Origin of the sequence: Paraburkholderia sp. (assembly GCF_035948235.1) — a bacterium.
Classification (GTDB): Bacteria; Pseudomonadota; Gammaproteobacteria; order Burkholderiales; family Burkholderiaceae; genus Paraburkholderia.
Window position 1 is genome coordinate 1 of the sequence record NZ_DASZJJ010000206.1, and the last position, 14,057, is coordinate 14,057.

Annotated in this window: 15 protein-coding genes and 1 pseudogene; 13 read left to right on the top strand and 3 right to left on the bottom strand. The window is 66.8% G+C overall.

What is annotated here, in order from left to right; genetic code table 11:
- The 3 genes and pseudogenes from VG320_RS17725 to gspF all read left to right on the top strand — a co-directional run.
- Window positions 1-890: pseudogene (locus tag VG320_RS17725) on the top strand (type II secretion system protein GspD); the annotation flags it as partial.
- Window positions 887-2,371 carry a type II secretion system ATPase GspE gene (gene gspE / locus VG320_RS17730; RefSeq protein WP_327201391.1) on the top strand — a complete coding sequence of 495 codons (1,485 nt, stop codon included), beginning with the start codon at window positions 887-889 and terminating at the stop codon, window positions 2,369-2,371. The pseudogene VG320_RS17725 and the gene gspE, both read left to right, overlap by 4 nt.
- 27 nt (window positions 2,372-2,398) lie before the next feature.
- Window positions 2,399-3,616: a type II secretion system inner membrane protein GspF gene (gspF, locus tag VG320_RS17735; protein ID WP_327201392.1), complete on the top strand. Its 1,218-nt coding sequence runs from the start codon at window positions 2,399-2,401 to the stop codon at window positions 3,614-3,616.
- A gap of 39 nt (window positions 3,617-3,655) precedes the next feature.
- Here gspF and VG320_RS17740 read toward each other — a convergent pair whose 3' ends face one another.
- Window positions 3,656-4,069: a hypothetical protein gene (locus VG320_RS17740; RefSeq protein ID WP_327201393.1), complete on the bottom strand. Its 414-nt coding sequence runs from the start codon at window positions 4,067-4,069 to the stop codon at window positions 3,656-3,658.
- 232 nt (window positions 4,070-4,301) lie between these two features.
- On the opposite strand from VG320_RS17740, the gene gspG reads away from it, so the two are divergent.
- From gspG to VG320_RS17780, 8 genes are all read left to right on the top strand, one after another.
- Entirely contained in the window at window positions 4,302-4,772 is a 471-nt protein-coding gene (gene gspG, locus VG320_RS17745; protein ID WP_327201404.1) for a type II secretion system major pseudopilin GspG, read from the top strand.
- Between the two features lie 122 nt (window positions 4,773-4,894).
- Complete coding sequence (locus tag VG320_RS17750; RefSeq protein WP_327201394.1) at window positions 4,895-5,407, top strand: GspH/FimT family pseudopilin; 513 nt, start codon at window positions 4,895-4,897, stop codon at window positions 5,405-5,407.
- A 1-nt stretch (window position 5,408) separates the two neighbouring features.
- Window positions 5,409-5,819, top strand: coding sequence for a type II secretion system minor pseudopilin GspI (gene gspI, locus VG320_RS17755; RefSeq protein WP_327201395.1), 411 nt, complete (start codon window positions 5,409-5,411; stop codon window positions 5,817-5,819).
- The gene (locus VG320_RS17760; RefSeq protein ID WP_414696067.1) at window positions 5,797-6,501 is read left to right on the top strand and encodes a PulJ/GspJ family protein; all 705 of its coding nucleotides are present in this window, start codon (window positions 5,797-5,799) and stop codon (window positions 6,499-6,501) included. Before gspI ends, VG320_RS17760 begins: the two co-directional genes overlap by 23 nt.
- Window positions 6,498-7,619 carry a type II secretion system minor pseudopilin GspK gene (gene gspK / locus VG320_RS17765; protein ID WP_327201396.1) on the top strand — a complete coding sequence of 374 codons (1,122 nt, stop codon included), beginning with the start codon at window positions 6,498-6,500 and terminating at the stop codon, window positions 7,617-7,619. The genes VG320_RS17760 and gspK overlap by 4 nt, the downstream gene beginning before the upstream one ends.
- A 46-nt stretch (window positions 7,620-7,665) precedes the next feature.
- Entirely contained in the window at window positions 7,666-9,030 is a 1,365-nt protein-coding gene (gspL, locus tag VG320_RS17770) for a type II secretion system protein GspL (RefSeq protein WP_327201397.1), read from the top strand.
- Window positions 9,006-9,557, top strand: a complete 552-nt coding sequence (locus VG320_RS17775; protein ID WP_414696068.1) for a type II secretion system protein M — start codon at window positions 9,006-9,008, stop codon at window positions 9,555-9,557. The genes gspL and VG320_RS17775 overlap by 25 nt, the downstream gene beginning before the upstream one ends.
- A 21-nt stretch (window positions 9,558-9,578) precedes the next feature.
- On the top strand, window positions 9,579-10,358 hold the full coding sequence (locus VG320_RS17780; protein ID WP_327201399.1) for a type II secretion system protein N: 780 nt from the start codon (window positions 9,579-9,581) through the stop codon (window positions 10,356-10,358).
- A gap of 32 nt (window positions 10,359-10,390) precedes the next feature.
- Here VG320_RS17780 and VG320_RS17785 read toward each other — a convergent pair whose 3' ends face one another.
- Together VG320_RS17785 and VG320_RS17790 are read right to left on the bottom strand one after the other, a co-directional pair.
- Window positions 10,391-11,965: an efflux transporter outer membrane subunit gene (locus VG320_RS17785; RefSeq protein WP_327201400.1), complete on the bottom strand. Its 1,575-nt coding sequence runs from the start codon at window positions 11,963-11,965 to the stop codon at window positions 10,391-10,393.
- A 162-nt stretch (window positions 11,966-12,127) separates the two neighbouring features.
- Window positions 12,128-12,490: a hypothetical protein gene (locus tag VG320_RS17790; RefSeq protein ID WP_327201401.1), complete on the bottom strand. Its 363-nt coding sequence runs from the start codon at window positions 12,488-12,490 to the stop codon at window positions 12,128-12,130.
- 277 nt (window positions 12,491-12,767) lie between these two features.
- Between VG320_RS17790 and VG320_RS17795 the strand changes: the two genes are divergently transcribed.
- Window positions 12,768-13,307, top strand: coding sequence for a MarR family transcriptional regulator (locus VG320_RS17795; protein ID WP_327201402.1), 540 nt, complete (start codon window positions 12,768-12,770; stop codon window positions 13,305-13,307).
- 237 nt (window positions 13,308-13,544) lie between these two features.
- A partial coding sequence (locus VG320_RS17800) for an MFS transporter (protein ID WP_327201403.1) occupies window positions 13,545-14,057 on the top strand: 513 nt, incomplete at its 3' end.

Genomic DNA, 14,057 nt, shown 5'->3' on the forward strand with positions numbered 1-14,057 from the left:
GCGCGCTGCTGCAGGCGCTCTCTCAGACCAACGACGCCAACGTGCTGTCCACGCCTAACCTGATCACGCTCGACAATCAGGAAGCGAAGATCGTCGTGGGCACCAACGTGCCGATCCAGACGGGTTCCTACTCGAACCTCACGAGCGGCTCCACGAGTTCGGCGTTCAACACTTATGACCGTGTGGATGTGGGCCTGACGCTGCACATCAAGCCGCAGATTACCGAAGGCGGCATCCTCAAGCTGCAGCTCTACACCGAAGATTCGGCGATCGTGAACGGCACGACCAACGCGACGACCAATCCGGCCGGTCCCGACTTCACCAAGCGTTCGATCCAGTCGACCGTGCTGGCCGATAACGGCGAGATCATCGTGCTTGGCGGCCTGATGCAGGACAACTATCAGGTCAGTAACAGCAAGGTGCCGCTGCTCGGCGACATTCCGTGGATCGGCCAGTTGTTCCGTTCCGAAAACAAGACGCGCGCGAAAACCAACCTGATGGTGTTCCTGCGCCCGGTGATCATCGGCGACCGCGATACGGCGCAGGCGGTCACGTCGAATCGCTACGACTACATCCAGGGCGTGACGGGCGCGTACAAGTCCGACAACAACCTGATGAAGGACAAGGACGATCCGGTCGTGCCGCCGATGCCGGTTGGTCCGGCCGAAGGTGGATCGGCGTTGAACCTGTTCGATCTCGACCGCATGCGGCGCGAGCAGGCCGTGCGCACGCTGCCAGCAGCGCCCGCGAATGCCGGGCAAATGCAGCCCGCGCAGAGCGCACCTGTGCCGAGCGCGCCGGTCCAAGGCACGCCGCTGCAGGTCGCGCCGGCTGATCAGCAGCAGCAACAGCAGCAACCGCTGACGACCACGCCGAGGGTGCAGCCGTGAGCATCGCAGACACGCCGCGTCAGTCTTTGTCGGCGCCGTCTCCGCTGGCTGCGCGGCTCGTGCCCTACGGCTTTGCGCGCGGCGGCCAGATTCTGGTCGCGCAGCAGCAGCCCGAAGGCCTCGAAGTGTGGATCAGCGATCGCACTTCGGGTGCGGCGATTGCCGAAGTCGCGCGCAATTTCGGCGCGCTGACGCTCGTGCGCGTGCCTGCAGACGAACTCGCCCAGGCGATCAATCAGGCGTACGCGCGCCAGGACGGCAGCGCGGCGCAGGTGGTCGGCGAAGTGGAAGGCGAAGTCGATCTCTCGCGTCTCATGCAGGACATTCCCGAAGTGGAAGACCTGCTGGAGTCCGAAGACGACGCGCCGATCATCCGCATGATCAACGCGCTGCTCACGCAGGCGGCGCGCGAGCAGGCTTCGGACATTCACATCGAGCCATTCGAGAATGCCTCCGTGGTGCGCTTTCGCGTCGATGGCACGCTGCGCGACGTGGTGCGCCCGAAGAAGGCGCTGCACGGCGCGCTGATCTCGCGTATCAAGATCATGGCGCAGCTCGACATCGCCGAAAAACGTCTGCCGCAGGACGGCCGCATCACGTTGCGCGTGGGCGGGCGCCCCGTCGACGTGCGCGTCTCCACCCTGCCGACCGGCCACGGCGAGCGCGCCGTGCTGCGTCTGCTCGAAAAAGACGCACAGCGCTTGAATCTGGAAGCGCTGGGCATGGCGTCCGACACGCTCGGCAAGTTCGACCAGTTGATCGGCAGACCGCACGGCATCGTGCTCGTGACTGGCCCGACTGGCTCGGGCAAGACCACCACGCTGTATGCGTCGATGTCGCGGCTGGAAACCGCCACGACCAACATCATGACCGTGGAAGACCCGATCGAGTACGACCTCTCGGGCATCGGCCAGACCCAGGTGAACGAGCGCATCGGCATGACGTTCGCGCGGGCGCTGCGCTCGATCCTGCGTCAGGATCCGGACATCATCATGATCGGCGAAATCCGCGATCTGGAGACCGCGCAGATCGCCGTGCAGGCCTCGCTCACGGGCCACCTCGTGCTGGCGACGCTGCACACCAACGACGCGGCTTCCGCCGTCACGCGTCTGACCGACATGGGCGTGGAGCCGTATCTGCTGGCGTCTTCGCTGCTTGGCGTGCTCGCGCAGCGTCTGGTGCGCCAGCTTTGCCCGCATTGCAAGGAAGCGCGCGTGGAGGAAGACGGCCGCACGCGCTATCACCCGGTTGGCTGCGATCGCTGCGGCAATTCGGGCTATTCGGGCCGACGCGGCGTCTATGAACTGCTGACGATCGACGAGCCGATCCGCGCGCTGATCCACCGCAACGCCGCCGACGCCGAAATCTTCGCCGCCGGCCGCGCGCAAGGTATGCGCACGCTGCGCGACGATGGCGAGCGCTGGCTCAATGCGGGCACGACTTCGCTCGAAGAAGTGCTGCGCGTGACGGGCGGCGCGTAAGCGCGTAACGAGAGGCAATCAAGCACCATGCCGGCATTCCGTTTCGAAGCCATCGACGCCGCGGGCAAAGCGCAAAAAGGCGTGCTCGACGCCGACAGCGCGCGCGGCGCACGTCAACAACTGCGCGGCCAGGGCCTCACGCCGCTGGTCGTCGAACCGGCCGCGACCCGCACGCGCGGCGCGCGCCAGCAGCGTCTGGCGCTTGGGCGCAAGCTCTCGCAGCGCGAGCAGGCGATTCTCACGCGCCAGCTCGCGAGCCTGCTGATTGCGGGCCTGCCGCTGGGCGAGGCGCTCGCCGTGCTCACCGAGCAGTCCGAACGCGATTACATCCGCGAACTGATGGCGGCGATCCGCGCCGAAGTGCTCGGCGGTCATTCGCTCGCCAACGCGCTTGAGCAGCATCCGCGCGACTTTCCGGACATCTACCGCGCGCTGGTCGCGGCGGGCGAGCACACTGGCAAGCTCGGCATCGTGCTCTCGCGGCTGGCCGACTATATCGAGCAGCGCAACGCGCTCAAGCAGAAGATCGTGCTGGCGTTCACGTACCCGACGATCGTCACGATCATCGCGTTCGGCATCGTCACGTTCCTGCTGAGCTATGTGGTGCCGCAGGTCGTCAACGTGTTCGCGAGCACCAAGCAGCAATTGCCGTTTCTGACCATCGTGATGATGGCGCTGTCGTCGTTCGTGCGGCAATGGTGGTGGGCCGTGCTGATCGTGGTGGCGTTCGTCGCATGGGTGGTGCGCGCGACCTTGCGGCGGCCTGGGCCGCGCCTGTCGTTCGACCGCTGGATGCTCACCGCGCCGCTCGCGGGCAAGCTGGTGCGCGGCTACAACACGGTGCGCTTTGCGAGCACGCTGGGTATTCTGAGCGCGGCGGGCGTGCCGATTCTGCGCGCGCTGCAGGCTGCGGGCGAAACGCTTTCGAACAAGGCCATGCGCAACAACATCGACGACGCCATCGTGCGGGTGCGCGAAGGCACGTCGCTGTCGCGGGCGCTGGGCAATACGAAGACATTTCCGCCCGTGCTGGTGCACCTGATCCGCTCGGGCGAGGCGACTGGCGACGTCACCACCATGCTCGACCGCGCTGCCGAAGGCGAAGCGCGCGAGCTTGAGCGGCGCACGATGTTCCTGACGAGCCTGCTCGAACCGTTGCTGATTCTGGCGATGGGAGGCGTGGTGCTGGTGATCGTGCTCGCGGTGATGCTGCCGATCATTGAGCTGAACAACCTCGTGCAGTAAGCGACGGCTACGCACGAGGCGGTTTTTAGCGGGACGGCGTTAGCGCACGTAGATGGTGGGACCGCCGGGGTTGGCGGGCAGGAAGATTTCGGAGTGCACGCCATGACGGTCGATCACGATCGAGCGGGCGCGCACTTCGGCGAGTTTCGAGTCCTGGCCGATCGGGCCGCCGAGCGAGATCGCCCGGGCCGGTTCGCCGCCGATGCTGACGATCGCCGCTGCGCCCTGCGAGAGCGCGAGGATGCCGAACAGATGGATGTCCTGCGCGACGTTGTGTTCGAGCTTGCCGCCGAACAGCACGCCGGCCTGGTCGAGCGAGACGGGCGGCTGGGCGGCGGCGGCCTGCACAGGCGCCGCGCGGGTGGTGGCGATTTCGAGCGTCCACCACGCGGCCGTCGCGCAGAACGCGGCGAAGGCAGCGAGTGACAGAAGACGGATTTGCAGTGGGTTCATGCGCCCCATTGTACGGAGTTATGTGTACGTTTTGATGGCAGCGAAGGCTGCGAAAGCGCTAGTAGAAGTCCGTATCAGGTAGCGGTGAGGCAACGGCGAGGTCACGGCGCAGCACCGACCCAAAAGAGGGTCGCAAAGGCGTCATCGTATGACATTACAATGACCCGTCATATACGCAGCAATGCGCACAAACGCGCAACGATCATCATCAGGAGGGAAGTCCGTTATGTCCATGTGGGCCAAATACCGTGGGCAAATCAGCCGCGATGTCATCGATGGGCGCTCGCGCCGTCAACGCGGCTTCACGCTGATCGAAATCATGGTCGTGATCGCGATCCTCGGCATTCTCGCCGCGCTGATCGTGCCGAAGATCATGAGTCGTCCCGACGAAGCGCGCCGCGTGGCGGCCAAGCAGGACATCGGCACGATCATGCAGGCCATGAAGCTCTATCGCCTCGATAACGGCCGCTATCCGGCCCAGGATCAGGGTCTGCAGGCGCTGGTCCAGAAGCCGACCACCGACCCGGTGCCGAACAACTGGAAAGACGGCGGCTATCTGGAGCGCCTGCCTAACGATCCGTGGGGCAATCCGTACCAGTACCTGAATCCGGGCGTGCATGGCGAGATCGACGTGTTCAGCTACGGCGCGGACGGCAAACCCGGCGGCGAGGGTAACGACGCCGATATCGGCTCCTGGCAATAGCAGCCGTTCATCAGCGATGAATAACGTGGCGCGGTTTCCGGACTTCTTCGACCGCCGCGCCGCGATGTTTCGTCTCGCCTGCATCCCACATCCTCTTCTCCCGCACGACGCCTTCTCCGCCCATGCGTTCCCGCCCTATCCGCATCCCGCGCCGTCGTGACCGCGCGCCGACGCCTGCGCGTTCGGCGGGCTTCACGCTGCTGGAAATGCTCGTGGTGCTGCTGATCGCGGGGATCCTGGTGTCGCTTGCGTCGCTGTCGCTCACGCGCAATCCGCGCACCGATCTCAACGAGGAAGCGCAACGTCTAGCGCTGCTGTTCGAATCGGCCGGCGACGAGGCACAGGTGCGCGCGCGCCCGATCGCCTGGCAGCCTGTCGAGGGCGGTTTTCGCTTCGACGTGCGCACCGAGGACGGCTGGCGTCCGCTGCGCGACGACCTGCTCGGCCCGCGGCCATGGGAAGGCGGCGTGACGGGCGTGTCGATCAGCTACCCCGGCGGCGACGACGATTACCACGCCAACCGCGTCATCTTCGGCACCGAAGCCGTCGAGCAACCGGTCGAGATCACGCTGTTTTCGGCGGCGGGCCGCGCCACCATCGTCGGCACCGGCACGGGCCGCTATGAGGTCCGCTGAGATGCGCGTTCGCTCCTTCCCGTGCCGAATCACGCGCCGCGCCGCACGCGGTTTCACCATGATCGAAGTGCTGGTGGCGCTCGCCATCGTGGCGATCGCACTGGCCGCGTCGCTGCGCGCCGTGGGCAGTCTCGCCACCAGCGAGGCCGAACTCCACGACCGCCTGCTAGCGGGCTGGAGCGCGGACAACGCGCTCGCCCAGTTGAGTCTCACGCATGCCTGGCCCGATCTCGGCGAGCGCAGCTTCGACTGTTCGCAGGGCAATCTGCGCCTGACCTGCACGCAGCACGTCGCGGCCACGCCCAATCCGCTGTTTCGCCGCGTGGAGGTGTCGGTGACGACGCCGGGCCGCGACGGCAATCTCGCGCAACTCGTCACGGTGCTCGGCAATGAAACGAACCGGTCACTGTGATTCTTCGATGCGCATGAGTCCTTATGGCAGACGTGAGCGCCGCGCGGCGGGCTTCACGCTGATCGAGCTGCTCGTCGCCATCGCGATTCTCGCCGTGGTGGCGCTGCTCTCGTGGCGCGGCCTCGACCAGATCATCCGCGGGCGCAACGTCATCACACAGTCGATGGCCGAGGAGCGCGTGTTCGCGCAGATGTTCGACCAGATGCGCATCGACACCCGTCAGGCCGCGAGCGACGACGAAGCGGGCGCGCCCGCCATCGCCATCGACGGCGGCGCGCTGCAGATCGTGCGCGCGTTCCCGGTGACGCCGGGCGCGCCGCCGCGCCTGCAAGTGGTGCGCTATCGCGTCGCCGGCGGGCAGGTGGTGCGCTACGCCTCGCCGCCGCTCGCGCATATCGGCGATCTGCGGCGTGCGCTACGCGGCGGCGAAACCGACGCGTGGAGCGCCTTGCCGATGATGCAGGGCGTGGCCTCGATCAATGCGCGCCTGTACGTGCCGAAGGTGGGCTGGACCTCCGATATGGACGACGTGCGCTCGCAGCTCAACGCCAACAACAATAACGTGAAGGTGCCGCAGCTCGGCAACGCACCGGTGCCGCGCGCCGTTACGGGCTTGCAGGTGAGCGTGGGCGCGCATTCGCTTGCGCGACCCGTGACGCGCGTTTTCCTGGTGGGGGAATGATGCGCCGCCTGACGCTTTCCCTGCGCCCGAGCCGTGCCACCGCGAAACAACGCGGCGCCGCGATCATTACCGCGCTGATGGTGGTCGCGCTGTCGGCGATTCTGGTTTCGGGCATGCTCTGGCGCCAGCAGGTGCAGCTGCGCCGCATCGAAAACCAGCGCCTGCTTGCGCAGGCGCAGTGGATCTCGCGCGCGTCGCTCGACTGGACGCGCCTGATCCTGCGCTCGGAAGCCGATACCTCGGCGGGCGTGACCTATCTGGGCGGCGCGTGGGGCATGCCGGTGGCGCGCACGCGGCTGTCCGATTTCCTCGGCCAGATTGGCGAGGCGCGCGCCGAACAGGGCGCCGATACCTGGCTGTCCGGCTCGATCGAGGACGCCCAGGCGCGCTTCAATCTGCGCAATCTGGTGTCGGCGTCCGCGCCCGGCGCGCTGCAGCTCAATCTCACGCAGATCCAGGCGTTCGCGCGTCTGCTGCAACTGATCGGCGTGGATGGGCAGCTTGCGAAGAACGCGGCGGTTTATTTGCGCTCGGGGCTGGCCTATTCGGTTACGCGCTTTCAGACCGCCTCGGCGGGCGTCACGGCCAGCGGCACGCCCGCTGCCGGGGCGCCGGTTGCGGGCGGCATGGGCGGCGGCGCAAATTTCACCAATAACCCGGGCATCAGCGATAGCGAAGGCAGCAGCGACAACGCGCCGATCCTCATGACGAGCGTCGACGCCCTGCTCGACGTGCCCGGTTTCACGCCCGACATCGTCGCGCGGCTGCGGCCCTTCGTGACGATCCTGCCGACCACCACGCCCGTGAACATGAACACCGCCCCGGCGGAAGTGATCGCCTCGATCGTGCAGGGCATGAGCCTGTCGAGCGCGCAGGCCTTCGTGTCGCGGCGTCAGACGGTGTTTTTCCGCAATCTGAGTGACGTGCAACTCGCGCTAACCGGCGCCGGCACAGCGCAGGCGAGCATCGATTCCACGCTCTGCGACGTCAATACGAGCTATTTTCTGGTGCATGGGCGCGTGCAGCACGAACGCGCCGTCGTGGACCGGACCACGCTCGTGTGGCGCGACTCACTCACCCATACGACGCGCATCGTGCACGTGTGGGACGAATCCTGAAGCGAATCATGAAGCCGTACCAGTCCAACATCGAAAAGAGGTGCGTGTGAGCACGCTGATCGTCCTGATGCCGCCGCGCGACCCGGCGGTCCACTCGCAGGAATGGCAGTTGCCCGAACTGCCCTTCGTGCTGCTCGACAAGACGGGCCACACGCAGCGCGCGGGCCGCGCTGCGCTGGGCCTGTTGCCCAAGGCGTCCGCCACAGTGCTGCTGATCGCCGCGCGCGACCTGCTGATGATCGCCACTGCCGTGCCGCCACTCAAGGGGCCGCGGCTGCGCCAGGCGCTGCCCAACGTGGTCGAGGATCATCTGATTCAGGATCCGCAGACTTGCCACCTCGCGCTCGATCCGGCGCGTCTGCCGGACGGCCGGCAGACGGTGGCGGCGGTCGATCGCGGCTGGTTCCGCTTTATCGTCGAAGGCTTTAAGGGCGCGGGGCACCGCAACCTGCGCGCGGTGCCGGTGGCGCGCTGCCTGCCGGTCGCGCAAAGCGTCGCTGCGACAGTCCCTGCCGAACCGGTCGCCGCAGGCGAGCATGAGGAAGCCACGTTGCCCGCCGTCGGCGCGCACGGCGAGCCCGTGACGGCCTGCGTGCTAGGCCACGTCATGGCGACGGCGCCCGCGCTGCTGCCGGATCTCGACGTGGTTCACACGACGCCCGCCGCCCTGCTCGAACTCGCGATCGTGCGCGGCGCTGCCGCCGAAGGCTTTGCCGTGCCCGCCGCGAGCGTGGCCGCAACGGTCGCGGCCCTGGCAGGCGACGCCGATGTGACGCGCTACGTCCTCACTGGCCTGCCCGGCGAGCCGACCAGCGCCGCCGACAAGGCCGCGCTCGCCGCCGCCCTGCCCGGCGCGCAACCGCTCTCCTTCGAAACGCTCGCGCAGCGTGCCCTCGCCTGCAAGTTCGATCTCTGCCAGTTCGAGTTCGCGGTCCAGCCGTGGCGCCTCGACCGCGCGACGCTGCGCCGCCTGCGCGTGCCGATCGTGCTGGTGGCCGCCTCACTGGTGGTGGCGATCATCGGCGCGAATGTGCAGTGGCTCATGCTCGCGCGCCAGCGCGACGCCATGACCGCGCAGATGACCGAACTGCTGCTCAACGCGTTCCCCAAGACCACCGTGGTGCTCGATCCGGCAGGCCAGATGGCGCGCCAGCTCTCGCAACTGCGCGTGGCCGCCGGCGAGCCCTCGCCCGACGATTTCCTCGCGCTTTCCGATGGCGTCGCGCGCTCGCTTGGGCCGGTGCCGGCGAACGGGATCGCGGCGCTCGACTATCACGACCGCCGACTCGACGTGACCTTCAAGCCGGGCGTGAACGTGGATAGCGGCCTCGCCCAGCGCCTCGCGCGCAACGGCCTCACGGGCACGCAGGACAGCAGCAGCGGCAAATGGACCATCAGGAGCGCGTCATGAAGACATCTACGACGAGCGGCGCGTTCGCCGAGGCCTTGCAGGAGCAGTGGGCCAACTTCTGGGAAGCGCGCACGATGCGCGAAAAGACCCTGCTGACGTGGGGCGGCGCGGTGCTGGCTATCGCCATTGGCTATTCGGTGCTCTGGCAGCCCGCGGCGGACGGGCGCGCGAAGCTGCGCGAAAGCCTGCCCGCCTTGCAGCGCGAACTTTCGCAAATGACGGCGCAGGCCGACGAGGCGCGCGCGCTCGCGGGTGCGGCGGCGAGCGTCTCGCCGGGCGGCCAGGCGCTCAAGGATGCGCTCACGGCGTCGCTGGCCGATCACGGCATGCCGGGCGCGCAGGTCCAGCTGATCGGCACGAGTGCGCAGGTGCAGTTGAAGAACGCGTCGTTTCCAGTCTGGACGGGCTGGCTCGACGACGTGCGCAAGCAGTTCAAGGTGCAGGTGGTCGAGGCGCACATCACCGCGCTCAAGGCCGACGGCCAGGTCGATCTGACCGCGTCGCTGCAAAGCGCGAACGCGCGCTGACATTAGCCAGAGGTCGATCGCATGTCTTACTGGATGCGGCGCGTGCGCGCCGTGCTGCCCTGGCTTTTTGTCGCCGTGCTCTCGGTGGGCGCGGTGCTGCTCGTGCGCCTGCCGGCTGCGTGGATCGCGCCGCAGTTCGCGCGTGCGACCCAAGGGCACGTCAATCTTGTCGATCCGCAGGGCTCGCTCTGGCACGGCTCGGCCACGCTGATGCTTGCAGCGGGCCATGACGTGCAGGGCGCGACGCTCCTGCCGGGTCGCATCGAATGGCGCGCGTCGTTCTGGGCGCTCTTCACGGGGCGCGTGCGCCTGCAGATGCGTCAGACCGAGGCAATGCCCGACCCCGTCGACGTCGACGCCACGCTGCGCGGCGCCACCGTCACGGCAGGCGCCATCGCCGTGCCGGCCTCGCTGCTCGCGGGCCTGGGCGCGCCGTTCAATACGCTCGATATGGATGGCAATGTGCGGCTCGCGTGGAGCCCGTGGCGTGTGTTCGGCACCGATGCGTTCGGGCGTCTCACGGTCACGCTCGGCGATATGAGTTCGCGCGTTTCGCTGGTGAAGCCGCTGGGGTCTTACGAAGCCGTGCTGCAGGCGCAGGGCGCGTCATCGACGCTCGATCTCAGCAAGCAGAAAGGTCCGCTGATGCTGGACGGCCACGGCACGTTCTCGCGCAATTCGGCGATGTTCAACGGCACTGCGAGCGCCACGCCCGATCAGCGCGACAACCTCGCGGGACTGTTGAATCTGCTGGGACGGCCGATCGGCCCAGGGCAGGTCGCGCTGAGCTTTATGCACTGACGGCGCGCGCCATCGTGCGCGCGCGTCGATACTTACTGCGCCTGCACGTTCTGTGTAGTGGCGGCCGTGGTGGCCGCCGATGATGCAGGCACCGGCGCGGGTGCGGCCACGCCGCCGCTCTCGCGGTCCATCTGCGTGGCGTCCCAGCCGCCGCCCAGCGCCTTCACCAGCCCCACCGACGACACCATGCGCTGCCCCGCAATGCTGGCGAGCTTTTGCTGCGCCGTGAAAGCCGTGGTCTGCGCGGACAGCACGTTCTGATAATCGATCGTGCCGGCCTTGTACTCGTTCGTGACGATCAGCAGCGCGTGCTGCGCCGACTCCACCGCCTGCTGCTGCACCACGACTTCCTGCGCGAGGATGCGCTGCGAAGCGAGGTTGTCCTCGACGTCCTGGAAGGCGGCCAGCACCGTCTGGCGATAGGTCGCGACCTGCTGGTCGTAGGCCGCGCGCGCGGCTTGCGTCTGCGCATTGCGCAGACCCGCGTCGAAGATCGTGGCGGCGAGCGACGGCCCAAGCGTCCAGAAGCGCGACGGCATCTGCAGCAGCTGCGAGAACACCGAGCTTTCGAAACCGCCGCTCGCCGACAGCGTCAGCGTCGGGAAGAACGCCGAGATCGCCACGCCGATCTGCTCGTTGGCGACCGCCGCCTTGCGTTCCGCCGATGCGATGTCGGGCCGCCGCTCCAGCAGCGCCGATGGCATCGTCAGCGGCACGGTGGGCGGTGTAGCCGTAAGCGGCGACGGCGCAATCGAGAACGACGAGGCCGGCTGGCCGACCAGCACGGCAATCGCGTGCTCGTCCTGGGCGCGCGCCACGCCGTTGTCGATCGCGGCAGCTTGCGCGGACTGCAGTTGCGTCTGCGCCTGGATCACGTCCGCGCGGCCCGCCACGCCCTGGGCGTACTGGTTCTGCGTAAGCGTCAGCGACTTCTGATAAGCCGCCACGGTGTCGTCGAGCAGCTTTTGCTGCGCGTCGAGCGCGCGTAGCGTGAAATACGTCTGCGCGAGCGTGGCCTGCGCAGACAGACGCGCGTTGGCCAGATCGGCGGCCGCGCCCTGCTGGCCCGCTTCCTCGGCGCTCACGGTACGGCTCACCTTGCCCCAGAGATCAGGTTCCCACGTAGCGTCGAGGCCCAGATTGACGTTGTTGGTGATATTGCCGCTCGGGAAGCTGCCGCTTGAGTTCGACACACGCGTGGGTGTGCGCGAACGCGTGCCCGAAAACGACGCGCTCACGACCGGGAAATACGCGGCGCGCGCCTCACCGACCAGCGCGCGCGCCTGGCGATAAGCGGCGGCGTACTGCGCGACGGTCTGGTTGTTGGTGTTGAGCTGATCCATCAGCCCGTTGAGCTGCGCGTCGTCGTAGATGAGCCACCAGGTGCCGCGATCCGCCGTATCGGCCGGTTGCGCGACCTTGAAGCCTTCGGGCGCTTCCTTATAGGCCGCGGGCACCGCCGTATCGGGCCGATGATAGTCGGGGCCGACCGCGCAGCCGCCCAGCTGGAACGCCAGCGCGGCCGCCGCACCAATCAGCGCAAGCGTGGGCGCACGACGGCGCAGCGAAGCGGAAAAGCGACCGGGGATAACGAGACGGCGGGACATGCGGGAAATTCCTGTCGAAGCGGCTGGCGATTACGATGCGAACGGCACACGAGGCGGCGCGAGGCCGCGGCAATGGTAGCGCACGGGCCTCGCGTCGCGCGCACAATCCGCAAGGTTAAGCCGTGAACGGGGCCGGATGTGTTACGGCGCGTAAGGGGTAGTTTACGCGCCGTTACCGCGCCAGCGGCGCAGCGCATGAAGGGCGACGTGAGCGCGCCCGCGCGCGCTGTGTGCGACGTTCGTGCAGGCGGTTTTTGCGGCCGCTACTGCCGGATTGAGCGCAGCCGGGCTGTGGCTGACGATGCCGGCCGTCACGTTCGCGCTCTGGCCGCTGCGCTGCGAGCGGCGACGGTCGGCCCACATCATCAGCACGACGGCGATCGAGCCGCCTGGCAGCACGAACATGGCCGCATAGAGCACCGCCTTGCGCCAACGCGCCGCCCCACCGGCATGCGCAAAGGCATGCCGTGCAGAGCAGGTGACCGAGCGGCCTATGCCGCCGAGCGCGTTTTTGAGGTACAGCATGGCGCGACCAGAGAAGAAATTCGGGAGTCCGATTAGTGTAGATGCTTGCCTGCAATAATATTGACTATGCAATCAAATCGCAATGTTCTTTGCGCTGCATCATTGCCGTTGTTGTTTTTACGCCGCGATAGCGACAGATCGATGAATCCAGCGATAACGCTGCGCTAGCTGGAACGCGTGGTTACGGCGCTCCGATGTCGAATATTTTTCACTGCCCAGGCAGAAAAATAACCGGCTAGAATGCGCGTGTTTCCGTAATGGATGAGAACGTCTTCCCATGAGCGACGGCCAGTACATGCCGGATGTGGCGCATTTGCCGGAAGTGCCGGGTGAGGTCGGCGTGGTGCCGAGCCTCGGTTATTTCCTTTCGACCGCCCGTAACGTGCTGGCTACGCGCATGGATCGCGCGGTGGCGCCGCTTGGGCTGACTTCGTCGCAGATTGGCGTGATCATGCTGCTCTGGTTCGAGCGTGCCCGCACGCCCAACGAGATGTCGCGGGTGCTGTCCTACGACACCGGCTCGATGACGCGCATGCTCGACCGGCTGGAGAAGAAAGGTTTTATCGAGCGCCGGCGCAGCCATGTCGATCGTCGTGTGGTGGAGCTTGAACTGACGTCGCTCGGCCGCGATGCGGCGCAACAATTGCCCGATCTGATCGCTTCGGTGATGAACGAGCAGTTGCACGGGTTCAGCGCCGACGAAGTCACGACGCTCATCAGCCTGCTCCAGCGCTTCATCGCCAATGACGCGCAAACGCAATGGGTGTGCGGCCACGCGGCAAGCAAGGCGCACGCGCTTACCGACGCGCCTGAGTAATTTCGCGGTCCCTGTTTCATCGAGAGGCGCCGTCGGGCGAGTTGCGCTGACGGCGTCGATACGAAGGCCGTATTGCAGTCAAATAACTGTCTGGGCAGACAATGCCTTGACATATAAATACGCACGACCGTTCGCACAGCGTTCATTGCAGCGGCAATGGTCTGAACGCAAGGCCGTCGAAGTAGATCCCAACACGTAGCAGCACCTCGACCAACGATCCTGAACAAGGACCTGAAGATGGACGCTTCAACCGCCGCGCCCGCCCCTACCCCGGCCAGCGCCGAACCCAAGCCCCTGTCCGGCGGCACACTCGCTCTGCTGACCGTGGGCCTTGCGCTCGGCACGTTCATGGAGGTGCTCGACACCTCGATCGCCAACGTCGCCGTGCCGACCATCTCGGGCAATCTGGGCGTGGCCAACAGCGAAGGCACCTGGGTGATTTCGTCGTACTCCGTGGCCTCGGCGATTGCCGTGCCGCTCACGGGCTGGCTCGCGCGCCGCGTGGGCGAGGTGCGGCTTTTCACGCTTTCGGTGATCCTGTTCACGTTCGCCTCGGCGGCCTGCGGCTTCGCCTCGAATTTCGAGACGCTGATCGCCTTCCGTCTCGTGCAGGGTCTGGTGTCCGGGCCGATGGTGCCGCTTTCGCAGACCATCCTCATGCGCTCGTATCCGCCCGAGAAACGCGGGCTCGCGCTCGGCCTCTGGGCTATGACGGTGATCGTCGCGCCGATCTTCGGACCCGTGATGGGC